The sequence below is a fragment of the Rhodococcus sp. IEGM 27 genome (genome assembly GCF_033142305.1).
GTDB classification, from domain to species: Bacteria; Actinomycetota; Actinomycetes; order Mycobacteriales; family Mycobacteriaceae; genus Rhodococcus_F; species Rhodococcus_F oxybenzonivorans.
In genome coordinates this window covers 107,847-124,143 of record NZ_JAWLSG010000006.1, presented here as the reverse complement: position 1 = coordinate 124,143, position 16,297 = coordinate 107,847, and the positions used below count along the sequence as shown (strand labels likewise).

The window sequence follows — 16,297 nt, the reverse complement described above, 5'->3', positions numbered from 1 at the left end:
TGGCAGCTAGACGGCCGCGGTGGACGTCGTCGGCACGAATCTGAACCCGGGGCCGGAGTCGTCCGTGTTCGTGGGGCTCGGGCCCGGCCCGGGGCGGGTGGCGCGGACGTCGGGAATCCGGCGGGGAGACGAGGCGAGTGGCGGGGTGTCGCGCCACACCGGATCCGCTTCCTGCAGTTCGAGTGCCGTCGAGATCAGCGCCTCCTCGGCCCACGGGAGACCACCGAGTTGCACGCCGAACGGGATACCGGTGGCGGTGGACCGGCCGGCGGGAACGCAGATCACGGGTGCCCCGGTGTAATTGGCCCAGAAATAGTTTTCCCTGGCGCCGGCGAACACGCTCGTATCAGCCAGTGAGTCGCGGCGGATTCCGTCCGTCAGGGCCCCGGGTCGCAGAACCACGTCCAAGGCGTGCTCGGCGAACATGCGGTTGTACTCGTGCTGGTAACGCCGTCGTTCGCGTTCGAGCGAAAAGTAGTCTGCCACCGGCACGCCGAGACTCGCGACAGCCGCAGTCGCGGCAACAGCCGATTCCGGCCTGTACGACGGGAGGCGATCGACGAACTGCTGGTGATACAAACCGAATTCGGCCAGGTCGCCGGTGAGAAGTCCGGTGGGAACCGTCGGCATTCGGACGTCGACGATCACCCCGCCGAGACGGCGGATCAGGTCGAGAAATGCCGAGAACAACACCCCCACAGATTCGGGCAGGTCCTCGGTTGCCGTGCTCGGCAGGCCGAAGCGTATGCCGGACAACGGCTGTGGGCCGCCCACGGCGGAGAGCGGGTACCCGTTTGCGGGTACGTCGGGTCCTACCGACGTGCTGGGGTCGTCGACGTCGACGCCCGCCATGTAGCTGAGCAGCAGGGACGCGTCGGCGACACTGCGCCCCATCGGTCCGGTGTGATCACGCGTCCACGTCAGCGGGATCACGCCGCTGGTGCTGCATCGGCCGAACGTCGGCTTGATGGCGGTGATCCCGCACGCGCTCGCGGGGATGCGCAGTGATCCGCCGGTGTCCGTCCCGACAGCGCACGGAGTGAACCGGGCGGCGAGTGCGGCGGCACTGCCGCCCGACGAACCGCCCGGCGAGTACTCGGTGCCCCAGGGATTGCCGACCTGGGGTGTGGCGGTCCCGATAGCGAACTCGTGCGTGTGCAGGTGTCCCATGAGGACCATGCCCGCATCGCGGAGCCGCCGCCACACGCCCGAATCGCCCGCGGCGATGTTGCCGGCAAGGGCGCCGCTCGACGCCGTCAGGGGCAACCCGGCCACGGCGAAGACATCTTTCAGGGCGATCGGCAATCCGCAGACAAGTGGTGCCGATCCGGTAGCCAGTCGCTGCGCTGCCAGGTCAGCCGCGGCGTATGCCTGCTCCGAGTAGATCCGGATCCACGCCTCGACCGAGCCGTCGTGTTCCGCGCTGCGAGCGAGGCACGCGTCGAGCAGATCCCGTGGGTGCAGGGCACGCGACTGCAAAAGAGTCGCAGCCTCGATCGCACTCAACAGAGCGGGGTCGGTCTCCGTGACGGACGTCGGCGGCGGAAGACGCCGACGGGCCGAGGCGGTTCGGCCACCGAATCCGGCTGCGGTCACGGCACCCACTGCCGCCGCCCCGAGGAGACGTCGCCGGGACAGCGGGTTCGGCACGAGGGGTCTCTTCTCTTGTCGCGGGAGTGCGGGCGCGCGTCATTAGAGCACGAAAATGCTGCCTCGGCGCGATGAGAGAAGGGGAGCCGTGATCGCCTGGGTCACGATCCAGGATCGCTTCGGTCCTTCCACCGGTTTTGCAACAGGTTCTAAGGTAAAGGTGAGGGGGTATGCCCCGCGCAGAGCGCCGTGTGCACTGTCGGCGTCGACGCAGATAAGGAAGGAACACCCGAAGTGACCACAGAGGCATTCATTTATGAAGCCATCCGCACCCCGCGTGGCCGCGGAAAGAAGACCGGTTCGCTCCATTCGGTCAAGCCGATCTCGCTGGTCACCGGCCTGATCGACGAGCTCCGCGTCCGCTTCCCCGACCTCGACGAGGACCGCATCTCGGATCTGATCCTCGGTGTCGTCACCCCGGTGGGCGACCAGGGCATGGACATTGCACGCATCGCCGTCAACGACGCCGGGCTGCCCGACACCGTAGGTGGTGTCCAGCTCAACCGGTTCTGCGCGTCGGGCCTCGAGGCCGTCAACACCGCCGCCCAGAAGGTGCGGTCGGGCTGGGACGAACTGGTGATTGCCGGTGGCGTCGAATCGATGTCCCGCGTGCCGATGGGCTCCGACGGCGGACCGTGGGCACTCGACCCGGCCACCAACTACGACAACTACTTCGTGCCGCAGGGTGTGGGCGCCGACCTGATCGCCACCATCGAAGGCTTCTCCCGCGAAGACGTCGACGCGTACGCCGTCCGCTCGCAGGATCTCGCCGCGAAGGCGTGGGCGGGCGGGTACTTCACCAAGTCCGTCGTCCCGGTGAAGGACATCAACGGCATCACCGTCCTCGACCACGACGAGCACATGCGTCCCGGCACCACCGTGGAGAATCTCGCAGGCCTCAACCCGTCGTTCGCCGGTGTCGGTGAAATGGGCGGCTTCGACGCGGTGTCGCTGCAGAAGTACCACTGGGTCGAGAAGATCAACCACGTCCACCACGGTGGTAACAGCTCCGGCATCGTCGACGGCGCCGCACTGGTGCTCGTCGGGACGGAGCAGGCCGGCAAGGACATGGGCCTGCGGCCGCGTGCCCGCGTCGTCGCCACCGCCACCTCCGGCGCCGACTCCACGATCATGCTCACCGGTCCGACCCCGGCGTCGAAGAAGGTCCTCGCCGCAGCCGGACTGACCGTCGACGACATCGACCTGTTCGAGATCAACGAGGCGTTCGCATCGGTGGTGCTCAAGTTCCAGAAGGACCTGAAGATTCCCGACGAGAAGCTCAACGTCAACGGTGGTGCCATCGCGATGGGTCACCCGCTGGGCGCTACGGGGGCCATGATCACCGGCACCATGCTCGACGAACTCGAGCGGCGGAACGCCCGGTACGCCCTCATCACCTTGTGCATCGGCGGCGGTATGGGTGTCGCCACCATCATCGAGCGCGTCTGACGCCCGGATCAACAGGAGACTTGAAGCAGTGAGCGAGCAGAACATCATCAACTGGGAGCAGGACGCCGACGGCATCGTCGTGCTCACCATCGACGATCCCAACCAGGGCGCGAACACCATGAACGACGCCTACATCTCCTCGATGAAGGCGACCGTCGACCGCCTCGTCGACGAGAAGGATTCCATCACGGGCGTCGTCATCACGTCCGGCAAGAAGACCTTCTTCGCCGGCGGCGACCTGAAGAACATGATCAAGGTCGGGCCCGAGAACGCCCAGGAAGTCTACGACCACAGCGTCGCGCTCAAGTCGGATCTGCGTCGCCTCGAAACCCTCGGGAAGCCCGTCGTCGCCGCAATCAACGGTGCCGCACTCGGCGGCGGACTCGAAATCGCCCTCGCCACCCACCACCGCATCGCCGCGGACGTGAAGGGTGTCAAGATCGGCCTCCCCGAGGTGACCCTCGGCCTGCTGCCCGGTGGTGGCGGAGTCGTGCGCACGGTCCGGATGCTCGGTCTGCAGAACGCGCTCATGCAGGTACTGCTGCAGGGTCAGCAGCGTGGACCGGTCCAGGCCAAGGAGGTCGGACTGATCGACGAGGTCGTGTCCTCCGTCGAGGAACTGGTACCCGCTGCGAAGGCGTGGATCAAGGCCAACCCAGAGGGCGGCGTGCAGCCGTGGGACAAGAAGGGCTACCGGATTCCGGGCGGAACCCCGTCCACCCCCGCGTTCGCCGCCAACCTGCCTGCCTTCCCCGCGAACCTGCGCAAGCAGCTCAAGGGCGCCCCCATGCCCGCGCCGCGCGCGATCATGGCGGCCGCTGTCGAGGGCTCGCAGGTCGACGTCGACAACGCGCTGCTCATCGAGGCGCGGTACTTCACGTCGCTGGTCACCGGCCAGGTCGCGAAGAACATGATCCAGGCCTTCTTCTTCGACCTGCAGGCCATCAACTCCGGGGCCTCCCGCCCCGAAGGCATCGAGAAGACCCCGATCACCAAGGTCGGTGTGCTCGGCGCCGGAATGATGGGCGCTGGCATCGCCTACGTGTCCGCGAAGGCCGGCTTCGACGTCGTCCTCAAGGACGTCACCATCGAGGCCGCGAACAAGGGCAAGGCGTACTCCGAGGGCATCGAGGCCAAGGCGCTGGCGCGTGGCAAAACCACCGAGGAGAAGTCGAAGGCGTTGCTCGACCGGATCAAGCCGACCGCCGACCCGGCCGACTTCGCCGGTGTCGACTTCGTCGTCGAGGCCGTGTTCGAGAGCCAGGAACTCAAGCACAAGGTGTTCCAGGAGATCGAAGACATCGTCGACCCGAAGGCGCTGCTCGGTTCCAACACTTCGACCCTGCCGATCACCGGCCTGGCCACGGGTGTGAAGCGGCAGGAAGACTTCATCGGCATCCACTTCTTCTCACCCGTCGACAAGATGCCGCTCGTGGAGATCATCCGCGGCGAGAAGACGTCCGACGAGGCCCTCGCCCGAGTCTTCGACTATGTGCAGGCCATCCGCAAGACACCGATCGTCGTCAACGACTCGCGGGGCTTCTTCACCTCACGCGTCATCGGCACGTTCATCAACGAGGCCATCGCCATGCTCGCCGAGGGCATCGAACCGGCCACGATCGAGCAGGCAGGTCTGCAGGCCGGCTACCCCGCCGCGCCGCTCCAGCTGTCGGACGAGCTGAACCTCACGCTGATGCAGAAGATCCGTAAGGAAACCGCGGAAGCTGCAAAGGCCGAAGGCAAGGAACTGCCCGCCGATCCGGCAGGCGACGTCATCAACACGATGGTCGACAAATTCGACCGCAAGGGCAAGCTCGGCGGCGCCGGCTTCTACGACTACACCGACGGCAAGCGCACAGGCCTGTGGCCCGGCCTGCGGGAGAACTTCGGTTCCAAGGAACTCGACGTCCCGTTCCAGGACCTCATCGAACGCATGCTGTTCATCGAGGCCATCGAAACCCAGAAGTGCTTCGACGAGGGTGTTCTCATGACCACCGCCGACGCCAACATCGGCTCCATCATGGGTATCGGCTTCCCCGCCTGGACCGGCGGTGTGTCGCAGTACATCCAGGGCTACACAGGCGGCCAGGCCGGCTTCGTCAAGCGCGCTGAAGAACTTGCCGCCAAGTACGGTGAGCGGTTCACCCCGCCGGCGTCGCTGAAGTAGGCGGCTCCGCCGCCCGTGAGTGGTTAAGGAGTCTCTGGACTCGTTAACCACTCACGGGGCTGAGTTATCCCCAACCTGTGGGTTATCCACAGGGAGATTTATTTCCACAGGTGCGACACCGAGACCCGTCGGAAGTCTCGGTGATCGTGCCCCGTATGACCGCTACGAAATTCGCCGCCCTGAAAGGCGTCGCCGAGAAGCAGTTCGGCCTGATCACCCACACGCAGCTCCACGCCCTCGGGTTTCCCCGCAGCAGAGTCCGGCACCGCGTCGAATCCGGTCGATGGCAAGCAGTACTCCACGGTGTCTACTCGGTGAGCAACGGACCGATCACTCGTGAGATGTCGCTGGAAGCCGCGCTGCTCTTCGGAGGCAAAGGCGCAGTCCTCAGCCACCACACCGCCGCCGAGGAATGGCACATGATTCGTGTCGAGCCCGCGCGCCCCGTGCACATCACCGTTCCCTATAAGAGATCGGCTATTTCCCAGCCGCCGACCGTTGTCGGCGCGGGCCTCGCGTCGGTCAGTTTGTGCCACCGCGAAGGAACCGTCGTCCATTCGGGAGTCGTCGTGCACCGGTCGAGGGCGCACGATTACATCGCCATCGACACTGACCAACCCCGGACGGCAAGGGCGGACACGGCTCTGGATGTTGCGATCGCCGAACCCACGGCCCGGGACGCCTACACCCGGCTCATCGCTCTCGTGACCAATGGCCGGATCCCGCTGCGCGACATCCGACGACGCATGGAGGAGCGACGGCCACGCCGATACCGCAAGGCACTCGCGGACGCGGTGCGACTCCTGGCCGACGGCGTCCAGTCGATCCTCGAGTACCGCTACGCCACCGACGTCGAGGATGCGCACGGTTTGCCGCGCGCCCGACGGCAGTCGCCGGTGGTCGTGGACGGACGCACCCTGTTCGAGGACTGCGACTACTCCGATCACGGTGTGCCGCTCATCGTCCGACTCGACGGTCGCCGTGCGCACGCCATGGCGGAGGTCGCCTTCCGGGATCGTCGACGCGACAATGCAGCAGAACTACAGGGAAGGCCGCGGCTTGTCTACGGGTTCGACGAGGTGACGAAGAGTGCGTGCGTTGTGGCCCGCGAAGTGGAGACCGTCCTGGTGCGGGAGGGGTGGGTGAGGTCCGGTGAGAGGCCCTGCCGGGCTTGTGAGTGGTTAAGGAGTGCAGAGACTCCTTAACCACTCACGGGCGGCGGAGCCGCCTAGGACCACCACGGGCGGAGCGGGACATGCGCTTCACCCTTCGGCCCGAGCTTGACGGCGAGGACCTGGTGCAGCTGCACGACGTTGCGTTCGAACCCGAGACGCGACCCGGCCATGTAGAGGCCCCACACGCGTGCGGTTCCTTCACCCACGTCGGCGACGCAGGCGTCCCAGTTGTCGACGAGGTTCTGGCACCACCCGGCGAGGGTGAGTGCGTAGTGTTCGCGCAGGTTCTCCTCGTGCCGGACTTCGAGGCCCACGTTCTGGATCTCGGAGATGATGCGTCCGGAGCCCGTGAGTTCGCCGTCGGGAAAGACGTACCGGTCGATGAAGCCACCGGCGCGCGCCTGACTGCGATTGTCGGGGCGGGTGATGCAGTGGTTCAGCAGTCGCCCGCCTTCCCGCAGTTTGTCTTTCAGCAGGGTGAAGTAGGCGGGGTAGTTGCCGACGCCGATGTGCTCGGTGAGACCGATCGACGAGATGGCGTCGAAGCCGGTTTCGGGCACGTCGCGGTAGTCGGAGAACCGGACTTCGGCGAGGTCGGACAGGCCCTCTTCGGCGATGGCCTTCTGCGCCCACTCGGCTTGCTCGCGCGACAGGGTGGCGCCGATGACCTTGACGCCGCGCCGGGCCGCGTATCGAACCATCGAACCCCAGCCGCACCCGATGTCGAGCAGCCGGTCACCCGGCTGGAGGCCGAGCTTCTCGAACACCAGCCGGTACTTGTTTTCCTGCGCTTCTTCCAGGGTCTGCTCGGTGTTCTCGTAGCACGCGCATGTGTACGTCATGGAGGGACCGAGGACGTACTCGTAAAAGGTGTTCGAGACGTCGTAGTGGTGGTGGATCACTTCGGCGTCGCGCGCCTTGGAGTGCCGCAGGCCTTCGGCGACGCGACGCCACCGCGGGAGATGCTCCTGCGGGGGAGGGGCGATGGGCCGTAGGAGGTCCCACCCGAGCGAACGGGTGATGGCCGCGAGCGTCAGCGCCGACGGACGACGGAAATGCAGTTCGTCACCCATTACCCGGAGAATTTCGTACGGGTCGCCGGGGTGGACGCCGCGTGCTTCGAGGTCGCCGGACACGTAGGCCCGGGCCATCCCGAGATCGCCGGGGGCGGTTGCCAGGTAGGTGGTTCCGCGGGTGGACTTGAGGTGCAGGCCGTAGGGCGCATCCTCGGGTCCGGCGGCACTGCCGTCGTATGCGGTGAACCGCAACGGGAGCATGCCGTCGGAGAGAGTCTCGAGAATCTCCGCGATGGTCAGCTTCCGGTCTTGTGTGCGGGGAGCTTTCAGAGTTGTCATCGACGTTGCACCGCCTTGGAGAAGAGGTCCAGTAACCGGGAATCGGGATCGTAGTGCTTTTTCAGTTCGGTGTATCGATCGCCGCCGTAGTAGAGGCGCTCGAAATCCGCTCGTGAGTAATAGGAATCAGAGTAGAGGGACTTGTGTCCGTCGAAGTCGCTGACCTTGTCCTCGATGAGCCGGTTGGCCGCCCCCTCGGGCTCTCCGGGCCGGATGGGCACCGACGACCAGAAGCCGATGTTCACATAGGTGCGTTTCGGTTCGAGAGGATAGAGAGGCCACGGTCGCTGCGACGACGCTCCGGCGGGCGCAGGTTCACGCAAGCGCAACGGGCACAACCACAACGGTTCGATGGGGATCTCGTCGAGAAACCATCGAACGAAGTCGGCGGTGCGCTCGATGGGTACTTCCACGTCCTGCACGACCCGCTCACGTGGGGGATTGCCCTTCCGCTTCTCGAGACGGTCACCGATGTCGTACTTGTGGTCGAGCGCGATGAGCTTCCAGTAGAAGCTGCTACGGAGAAGCTTTTTCGGCCACAACCTGCGGATCGTCGGGTTCTGCGCGCCGAACGCACGCGAGCACCAGAACCAGTCGGTGTCCCACCGCCACAAGTAATCTCGGGTGGTCAATTTGTCCGTTTTGGGGTGGTTCACCGAAGCGTGCTGAATGGACCGGTAGAAGATGTTGCGACCGGTGTAGTCGCTGACCGCACCGCCCTCGTCGGTCTGGTTGCCCAGCGTCAGATAGCTTTCGGAGGCGGTGAACACCACGCCGTCCACGTAGTCGACGGGAATTCCGTCGTAGGTCCGGTCGCCGACGATCCGGTCCATCGTCGACTGCAGCTCGTCGAGTGAGTCGAAACGCAGGTGTCGCAGTGCCACATACCGTTTGACGGGCTCGAGCTGGATCCGCAGGCGGGTCGAATATCCCAGTGTGCCGTACGAATTGGGGAAACCCCAGAACAGATCGGAGTGCCGGCCCTCCGGCGTGGCGGTGATGATGTCGCCGCTGCCGGTCAGAACATCGATCTCGAGCACGGACTCGTGGGGCAGACCGTTGCGGAACGACGTCGACTCGATCCCGAGGCCGGTTACCGCGCCCCCCAGTGTGATTGTCTTGAGCTGCGGAACCACCAGCGGTGCCAGCCCGTACGGCAGGGTGGCGTCCACGAGGTCCTCGTACGTGCACATCCCGGCGACATCTGCTGTCTGCGCCTGCGGATCGACGGAGATGACCCCGCCGAGGCCGGAGACGTCGAGTCCTGGGGCGGTGGTGTGTGCGCGAGCCCGAAACAGATTGGACGTCTTCTTGGCGAGTCGTACGTCGGCGTCCGAAGGGATCGCGCGATACGACGCGAGTAACCGTTCGACACCGGCGCGGTGAGCATCGATCCCGGTCAGGGGCGATGTGCGATGCGCACGGGAGGGGCGTCCACCCTCCCGCATGCTTTTCAGTAGTTCAACCGAAGAGGCAGCCACACCCTGACGCTATCCCTCTCCGCGGATTGAAGCCACGCATATCGCCGCGGCGGGCCGAAGATTCACACAAATGTCTCACCAACGCGCGGGTCGTGACAGCGATCCGGTGACCTAGCTCACAATCGATTGCTGCGCCGTCACCGATGTCCGCATTTGAGAGGCAGGATGGTGAGGGAAGATGCCGTACGAACCGTACTAGAGGAGTCAGAACAGTGGGCCAGGTCAGCGCGAGCAGTTCGATTACCGTCGCAGCCACGCCGGAGAAGGTGCTCGCGGCCTTGTCGGACTACGAGACGGTGCGTCCACGCATCCTGTCGGAGCAGTACCGGGACTACCGCGTTCTCGAAGGCGGGCAGGGCACCGGCACCGTGGCGCAGTGGACGTTGAAGGCCACCGAGAAGCGGTCGCGTGACATCAAGGCGACCGTCACCGTGGCCGGCGACACGATCACGGAGACGGATGCCAATTCTTCGCTCGTCACCACCTGGGTGGTCGCACCGAGCGGGTCCGGCTCGACCGTCACGACCACCACGCAATGGAAGGGCGCGGGCGGAATCGGCGGCTTCTTCGAGAAGACCTTCGCCCCGCTGGGCCTGAAGAAGATCCAGGCAACGGTGCTCGCCAACCTGGAGCGTGAACTCGCCTGACCGTCCCTTCCTGCCCGGCGCCTGCCGGGCAGGGGGATGAGGTCGCTCACGACTGCCCGTGAGGTGGTGCGTGCTGCCTGGTTCGTCGGCGTGGGGCCACCCCGACGGCGACCGTCTACGCTGGCAGGGTAACCGCAGAAAGGACCACGTCAGTGCAACCAGGTGGACAGCCCGACATGTCGCAGCTTCTGGCGCAGGCACAGCAGATGCAGCAGCAGCTGATGGCCGCGCAACAGGAGATGGCCGAAGCCGAGGTCACCGGGCAGGCCGGTGGTGGACTCGTCACTGCGACTGTCAAAGGCACAGGTGAAGTAGTCGGTCTGAAGATCGACCCCAAGGTCGTCGACCCCGACGACGTCGAAACGTTGCAGGACCTGGTGATCGGCGCCATCGAGGACGCGTCGAACAAGGCGCAGCAGATCGCGGCGGAGAAGCTCGGTCCGCTGGCGGGCGGATTGGGTGGAGGCCTGCCCGGTCTTCCCGGCTTCTAGAGGTCCGGCGTGTACGAGGGCCCGGTCCAGGACCTGATCGACGAACTCGGCAAGCTGCCCGGTGTCGGGCCGAAGAGTGCCCAACGCATCGCGTTTCACCTGCTCAGCGTCGAACCTTCCGAGATTCAGCGGCTCGAGAACGCCTTGGAGCGGGTCCGTGACGGCGTTCAGTTCTGCGTGGTGTGCGGCACCGTATCCGACAAGGAGTACTGCCGGATTTGCGCCGACCCTCGCCGGGACCGCACGGTGATCTGTGTGGTGGAGGAACCGAAGGACGTGCAGGCGGTGGAGCGGACCCGTGAGTTCAAGGGTCGCTATCACGTGCTCGGGGGTGCCCTCGACCCGCTGTCGGGTATCGGCCCCGACCAGCTTCGCATTCGAGAGTTGCTGGGGCGCATCGCGAATCAGGAGGACGGGGTCGACGTCTCCGAGGTCATCATCGCCACCGATCCCAACACCGAGGGCGAGGCCACCGCCACGTATCTGGTGCGCATGCTTCGGGACTTTCCGGGGCTGACGGTCAGCCGGCTCGCATCGGGGCTGCCGATGGGCGGCGACCTGGAGTTCGCCGACGAACTGACCCTGGGCCGAGCGTTGTCCGGAAGACGCACACTGTGACGTCCGAGCCGACCGCGATGCCCGAACGCACCGCGACCGCACCTGCGAAACGCACAGCCGAGCAGTCGAGGTCGCTCATCGTCGATGCGGCGGGGCGGGCATTCGCCACCAGACCCTATCGGGAGATCACTCTCAAGGACATTGCCGACGATGCGGGGGTCAGCGCCCCGCTCATCATCAAATACTTCGGGTCCAAAGAGCAGTTGTTCGACACCCTCGTCGATTTCCGGGGGGCCGCCGACATGATATTCAATGGCCCACTGGACGGGCTGGGCGAGCGGATGGTGTCGATGTTTGCGCGCCCGATGGAATCGTACAAACCGCTGTCGTTGAACATTCTGTTCATGAGCGGGGCCAGCGAGGAGCGGGGCCGCAAGCTGCGCGCCAACTACTCCTCGCAGATGATCGATGCGCTGGCGACACGCTTGACCGGTCCGGATGCGCGGCTGCGCGCGGAACTGGTGATGTCGATGCTGACCGGTCTCGCGGTTATGCGCCGCAAAATGATGCAGGAGTATGCCTCCGGTTCGCCGGAGGAGGTGGTGGCGCACTACGCCCCCCTGGTGCAGCAGCTGCTCGACCCCTGATAGTTCGGCTTGCGTGGTAAATGACTGTTCACCTAAAGTGGTGAACAGCCATTTACCAACTGTGCGGGGGTGACGCGTGACGGTTTCGTTGCCACGGCCGTTGTCTTCGATGCCGCGGGCGTCGTCGGCACGAGCGGCGGCTGAGCCGCAGTCCCTCCCAGTTGGATCCCGATTCGTTCTGCCCATTCTCGCCTTCGCCGGAGTGTTCCAAGCTGTACTGCAGACGGTCATGGTGCCGCTGCTCCCGAGCATGCCGGCGTTCACCGGCGCCGGGACGACGTCGGTGTCCTGGCTGATCACGGCGACTCTGCTCGTCGGCGCGGTGGTCACTCCCATTTTCGGGCGCCTCGCGGACATGTATGGGAAAAAGCGAATGCTGATGGTGGCGTTCGTCATCATGACGCTGGGCGCAGTGCTGTGCGCGGTGACCTCCGACATCGGACTGCTGATATTCGCGCGCGGACTGCAGGGTGTCGGCGGCGCGGTTATCCCGATCGGTATTTCGATCCTCCGCGACGAACTGCCGCCGGAGAAGGTGCACCGCGCAATCGCGATGATGAGTTCCACCCTCGGCATCGGCACGGCCTTGGGCCTGCCGTTCGCGGCTGCCATCGCCGAGTACTCCCATTGGCACGTTCTCTTCTGGGTGATCGCTGCGATCGGGTTGGCGGTCACCACGTCGGCGGCGTTGTTCATCCGCGAATCGGCGGTGCGCTCCGGCGGACGCTTCGACGGGGTTGGCGCGGTCGGGCTGACGGCCGCACTGGTCAGCTTGCTGGTATCGATCACACAGGGCAGTTCGTGGGGCTGGTCGAGTCCGGCGGTGCTGGGCATGTTCGCGTCTTCGGTGTTTCTGTTCGCCTTGTGGGGCTACCAGCAGTTGCGTAACCGGAATCCGCTGATAGACCTGCGAGTCTCTGCGCGTCGGTCGGTTCTCCTGCCGCACGGAACCGCACTTCTCGTCGGGTTCGCCTTCTATGGCAACGCGCTCATCACGACACAGCTGCTACAGGCGCCGCGGAGTGGAGCCGGATACGGGCTGACGATCCTGCAGGCTGCGGTGTGCCAGCTGCCCACCAGTCTGTCGATGATCGTTTTCGCCCAGGTCGGGGCGAGTGTGACCGCGCGGTTCGGGTCGAAGGTGACGATCCTCGCCGGAGCCGTGTGTCTCGTTGCCGGTTACTCGCTACATGCTGTGCCGGGTAAGGAGTTGTGGTTGGTGATCACGGCGTTGGGTGTCGCGGCCATCGGCACGGCACTGGTCTACAGCACGCTGCCGATGCTGATCGTGCGCGCCGCGCCCGCGACGCAGATGGCCGCGGCCAATGGTGTGAACGTCCTGCTGCGGACGATGGGCACCACCATGTGCAGCGCAGTGGTCGCGTCGGTTCTCGCGGCCGGCGTGGTGGGCGGGTCCGCCACTTCGGGGTCATTCTCGCTGGCGTACGGCGTGTGTGCGGTGTTGGCCGTCTTGGTGTTCGCCGTCTCGCTCGCGTTGCCAGGTCATGACAGGTCGCAAAGAAAATGCGATGCAACCTCTTGTGACGTAGATCACTCGGGGGTATCGTAAGTGGTGCGGATCGAGGAAATGTACCTGTGAGCAGAGAAAACTCGTGAAGCAGAGATCCGGCCGAGAATGCAGAAGCATTCCCGGCCGAACCCCTGTCTGGGGTCTTTACATCGATTCTGCGATGTTCTTGATGGCTGCCAGCCGTCGGTCCCACTCGGCACCGATTCGCTCCAGCGCCCGGGCTGTCTTGCCGAGTTCGGCGCCGAGCGCCCGATAGCGGACCTCCCGACCCACCTTCACCGATTCGACCAACCCACAGGCCTGCAGGGCGGTGAGATGCTTGGCGATCGCCTGCCTCGACACCGGCAGTCGGGTGGCGAGGGACGACGCGGAATGATCTGCCCGTCCGAGCTCGGTCAGGATCTCCCAGCGGGTTTCGTCGGACAGGGCCGCGAACACCGAAGCGAGTTCGGTATAGGTGCCCACGGTCATGCCTTCACGCCATGCAGGTAGGCGACCAGTTCGTCGAGTTCGGCGTGCCAGCCCTGGATGTTGCCTTCGCGCTGCTGGTTCCGTGCGTCCGCGTCGCGGTCGAGGGTCTCGAATCCAGTCTCGGTCACCGTCAGCTCGGTTCCCGACTCGTGCTCGGTGAGGGTGAACCGGACCAGTGTCGAATTGCCTTCCACGGGATCGGTGTCTCTGTCGGCCGCCCAGCGGAAACCGAAGCAGTTCGGCTCGTCGACCTCGGTCACGATCGCACGGGACGTTCCGTGCCCGTCCCAGGTGAACTCTGCTCTGCCGCCCACGGCGAGGTTGATCTCGGCCTGCTGTCCGAACCACTGGGCGACCTTGTCGGCGTCGGTTATGGCAGCCCAGACTGTCGATCGCGGGGCGCTGATCACAACGCTTCGGGTGATGCTCGTCGAATCCATGTCGATTACCTTCCTTCGCGCGGCTTCTGCAACTCAATGGTTGCACGCACATTCGACTTCTGCAACCCTGAGGTTGCATCAAGTGGCATCACTGACGGTTATCCACAGCTTGTGGAGAGGCTGTGTGTGATTTCTGCCGCCCGAGCGTGCCCGAGAGATCCGGGATCGTCGCAGTGCAGAACGACGAATGGACGGCATTGTCGGCACAGGAAACCGCCCTCGGACCCGTCCCGGGTCAGAGGGTTCGATCGGCATAGCGTGGGACTACTCCCGCTGGATTACACGCGCAGGCGTTCCCGGCGCAGCTGCTCGACTTCGGGGAGGTCGAGGGTGGGGAGTTCGTCGACTCCGAGGGCTCGCTTCAAGATGAGGTCGGCGAGTTCGGGATTGCGGGCCAGCGCCGGTCCGTGCATGTACGTGCCGATCACGGAACCCTGGACGACGCCCTCTTGTCCATCTCCGACCCCGTTACCGACGCCGTGGGACACGCGGGCGAGGCCGCGCGCGCCGGGGCCGAGAGTCGTTCCGCCGCGGTGATTTTCGAAACCCGTGAGCGGCAGAGTCAGGCCGTCGAGGTGGGGCTTGGTGATCACCTCGCCGATGGACCGGGTGGCCTGCGGAGAGGTGGTGACGTCGAGCATCGACACACCGTCGACGCGTTCACCGCTCGATGTCTCGTACCAGTTGCCCAGTACCTGGATGGCGGCGCAGATCGCGAGCACGGGGGCACCGCGTTCGGCGGCCTTCTGGAGTCCGGGATATTTGGTGAGGTGGCGGGTCGCGAGCCGCTGGGCCGAGTCCTCGGCGCCGCCGAGGGTGTAGGCGTCGAGCGATTCGGGGACCGGGTCGTTCAGCGTGATTTCGACGATCTCGGCGTCGTATCCGCGCATGCGCAGTCGCTGCCGCAGGATGAGCGCATTGCCGCCGTCGCCGTAGGTGCCCATGACGTCGGGGAGTACCAGTCCGATGCGCACCGTGGAGTCAGACATTGCGCGCCTCCTTCGCGATGGCGTTGTTCAGGTCGCGGAATGCGGTGTAGTTGGCGAGCACCTCGACACGTCCCGGCGGGCAGGAAGCGATGGCGCGCAGAGGATTCGGTTCGAGGGTGTGGTCGACGCCCGCGTAGGTGAGGCGCACGGCGAGGTCGGTACCGCGTTCGCCGGCGGCCACCACCTTGACGCCTTCGAAGTGCTCGAAACGCACGTCCCACAACCACGAGAGGTCTTCACCGTCGGGTACCTGACCGTTGACGGCGATCACCAGTCCGTCGACGGTGGGGTCGATCATCGACAGCGCCTCTTGCCAGCCGGCCGGGTTCTTGGCGAGCAGCATGTGGACCGAATGGGGCCCGACTTCGACGGTGCTGTAGCGGCCGGCCACTTCTTGCACGGTGGCTGCGGCGGCGACCGCGTCCTCCGCTTTCGCGCCCATCGCGACTGCGGCGGCCACTGCCTGGGCAGCGTTGCCTCGATTCGCGCGGCCGGGTAATGCCAGCGTCATGGGAATCTTCAGGCCCTCCGGCCCGTAGAGGTTCTCCTCGTCCAGCCACCAGTCGGGGGTGGGGCGCGCGAAGTCGGAACCGGTACTGCGCCAGTGCGGTCCTTCCCAGACGATCGGTTCACCGGTGCGCGGACAGCTGGCGGCGTCGCTGGCCCAGCCGCCGCCCGCTGCCACCCAGACGACGTTCTTCGCGTCGTAGGCCACCGACGTGACGAGAACGTCGTCGCAGTTGGCGATGACGGTGGCCTCGGGATGCGCGGCGACGCAGGCGCGGAGTTTCCGCTCGATCATGTTGATCTCGCCGACGCGGTCGAGCTGGTCGCGGCTCAGATTGAGGAACACCAGGACCTCGGGATCGACCGCGTCACTGACATGGGGGACGTGCAGTTCGTCGACCTCGAGTGCGGCGAGGGGTGCGTGCACCCGGTTGCTCAGGGCCGCGACGATCCCGGCGTCCATGTTGGCGCCGTCGGCCTGGCTGGCCACCTCGCCGAGGGTCGAGAGCGCGGCGGCCGTCATCCGGGTTGTGGTCGACTTGCCGTTGGTGCCGGTGATCACCGCGGTGCGGCGGCTACGGCCGAGCTGTTCCATCAGCGTGGGGTCGATCTTCAGGGCGATCAATCCGCCGATCATCGAGCCCTTGCCGCGTCCCGCCTTCTGCGACGCCCAGGAGGCGGCCGCTGCTGCCCGGAGGGCGACCTTGCCGCGTGTCGTGATCCCAGTTCCAGTACTCAC

15 protein-coding genes are annotated in these 16,297 nt (G+C 65.6%); 8 read left to right on the top strand and 7 right to left on the bottom strand.

The window, feature by feature from the left end; translation table 11 throughout:
* Positions 1-6: 6 nt before the first annotated feature.
* Positions 7-1,650, bottom strand: coding sequence for an amidase (locus R4P95_RS21340; protein WP_317745207.1), 1,644 nt, complete (start codon positions 1,648-1,650; stop codon positions 7-9).
* Between the two features lie 234 nt (positions 1,651-1,884).
* Between R4P95_RS21340 and R4P95_RS21335 the strand changes: the two genes are divergently transcribed.
* From R4P95_RS21335 to R4P95_RS21325, 3 genes are all read left to right on the top strand, one after another.
* A complete protein-coding gene (locus R4P95_RS21335) occupies positions 1,885-3,099 on the top strand; it encodes an acetyl-CoA C-acetyltransferase (RefSeq protein WP_213574534.1) in 1,215 nt (404 codons plus the stop codon).
* Between the two features lie 28 nt (positions 3,100-3,127).
* On the top strand, positions 3,128-5,266 hold the full coding sequence (locus R4P95_RS21330; protein WP_213574532.1) for a 3-hydroxyacyl-CoA dehydrogenase NAD-binding domain-containing protein: 2,139 nt from the start codon (positions 3,128-3,130) through the stop codon (positions 5,264-5,266).
* 155 nt (positions 5,267-5,421) lie between these two features.
* Complete coding sequence (locus R4P95_RS21325; RefSeq protein WP_317745206.1) at positions 5,422-6,471, top strand: type IV toxin-antitoxin system AbiEi family antitoxin domain-containing protein; 1,050 nt, start codon at positions 5,422-5,424, stop codon at positions 6,469-6,471.
* 23 nt (positions 6,472-6,494) lie between these two features.
* Here R4P95_RS21325 and R4P95_RS21320 read toward each other — a convergent pair whose 3' ends face one another.
* Together R4P95_RS21320 and R4P95_RS21315 are read right to left on the bottom strand one after the other, a co-directional pair.
* Positions 6,495-7,796, bottom strand: a complete 1,302-nt coding sequence (locus R4P95_RS21320; RefSeq protein WP_317745205.1) for a class I SAM-dependent methyltransferase — start codon at positions 7,794-7,796, stop codon at positions 6,495-6,497.
* On the bottom strand, positions 7,793-9,244 hold the full coding sequence (locus tag R4P95_RS21315) for an FAD-binding oxidoreductase (RefSeq protein ID WP_159926819.1): 1,452 nt from the start codon (positions 9,242-9,244) through the stop codon (positions 7,793-7,795). The genes R4P95_RS21320 and R4P95_RS21315 overlap by 4 nt, the downstream gene beginning before the upstream one ends.
* Before the next feature lie 245 nt (positions 9,245-9,489).
* On the opposite strand from R4P95_RS21315, the gene R4P95_RS21310 reads away from it, so the two are divergent.
* The 5 genes from R4P95_RS21310 to R4P95_RS21290 all read left to right on the top strand — a co-directional run bounded on the left by R4P95_RS21310 (position 9,490) and on the right by R4P95_RS21290 (position 13,190).
* Positions 9,490-9,924 (top strand): SRPBCC family protein, encoded by a 435-nt coding sequence (locus R4P95_RS21310; RefSeq protein ID WP_213574530.1) that lies wholly within the window; start codon positions 9,490-9,492, stop codon positions 9,922-9,924.
* A gap of 152 nt (positions 9,925-10,076) precedes the next feature.
* Positions 10,077-10,415 carry a YbaB/EbfC family nucleoid-associated protein gene (locus tag R4P95_RS21305; RefSeq protein WP_109326260.1) on the top strand — a complete coding sequence of 113 codons (339 nt, stop codon included), beginning with the start codon at positions 10,077-10,079 and terminating at the stop codon, positions 10,413-10,415.
* 9 nt (positions 10,416-10,424) lie between these two features.
* Positions 10,425-11,033 (top strand): recombination mediator RecR, encoded by a 609-nt coding sequence (gene recR, locus R4P95_RS21300; RefSeq protein WP_109326261.1) that lies wholly within the window; start codon positions 10,425-10,427, stop codon positions 11,031-11,033.
* Between the two features lie 17 nt (positions 11,034-11,050).
* Positions 11,051-11,620 (top strand): TetR family transcriptional regulator, encoded by a 570-nt coding sequence (locus R4P95_RS21295; RefSeq protein ID WP_109334819.1) that lies wholly within the window; start codon positions 11,051-11,053, stop codon positions 11,618-11,620.
* 109 nt (positions 11,621-11,729) lie between these two features.
* Positions 11,730-13,190 (top strand): MFS transporter, encoded by a 1,461-nt coding sequence (locus tag R4P95_RS21290; RefSeq protein ID WP_317745712.1) that lies wholly within the window; start codon positions 11,730-11,732, stop codon positions 13,188-13,190.
* A 105-nt stretch (positions 13,191-13,295) separates the two neighbouring features.
* Here the strand turns inward: R4P95_RS21290 and R4P95_RS21285 are convergent, their stop codons facing one another.
* The 4 genes from R4P95_RS21285 to R4P95_RS21270 form a co-directional block, all read right to left on the bottom strand.
* Entirely contained in the window at positions 13,296-13,622 is a 327-nt protein-coding gene (locus R4P95_RS21285) for a metalloregulator ArsR/SmtB family transcription factor (RefSeq protein ID WP_317745204.1), read from the bottom strand.
* Complete coding sequence (locus R4P95_RS21280) at positions 13,619-14,062, bottom strand: SRPBCC family protein (RefSeq protein ID WP_317745203.1); 444 nt, start codon at positions 14,060-14,062, stop codon at positions 13,619-13,621. Before R4P95_RS21280 ends, R4P95_RS21285 begins: the two co-directional genes overlap by 4 nt.
* 278 nt (positions 14,063-14,340) lie before the next feature.
* Positions 14,341-15,051: a glutamine amidotransferase gene (locus tag R4P95_RS21275; protein ID WP_317745202.1), complete on the bottom strand. Its 711-nt coding sequence runs from the start codon at positions 15,049-15,051 to the stop codon at positions 14,341-14,343.
* Positions 15,044-16,297, bottom strand: coding sequence for a Mur ligase family protein (locus R4P95_RS21270; protein ID WP_109326273.1), 1,254 nt, complete (start codon positions 16,295-16,297; stop codon positions 15,044-15,046). Before R4P95_RS21270 ends, R4P95_RS21275 begins: the two co-directional genes overlap by 8 nt.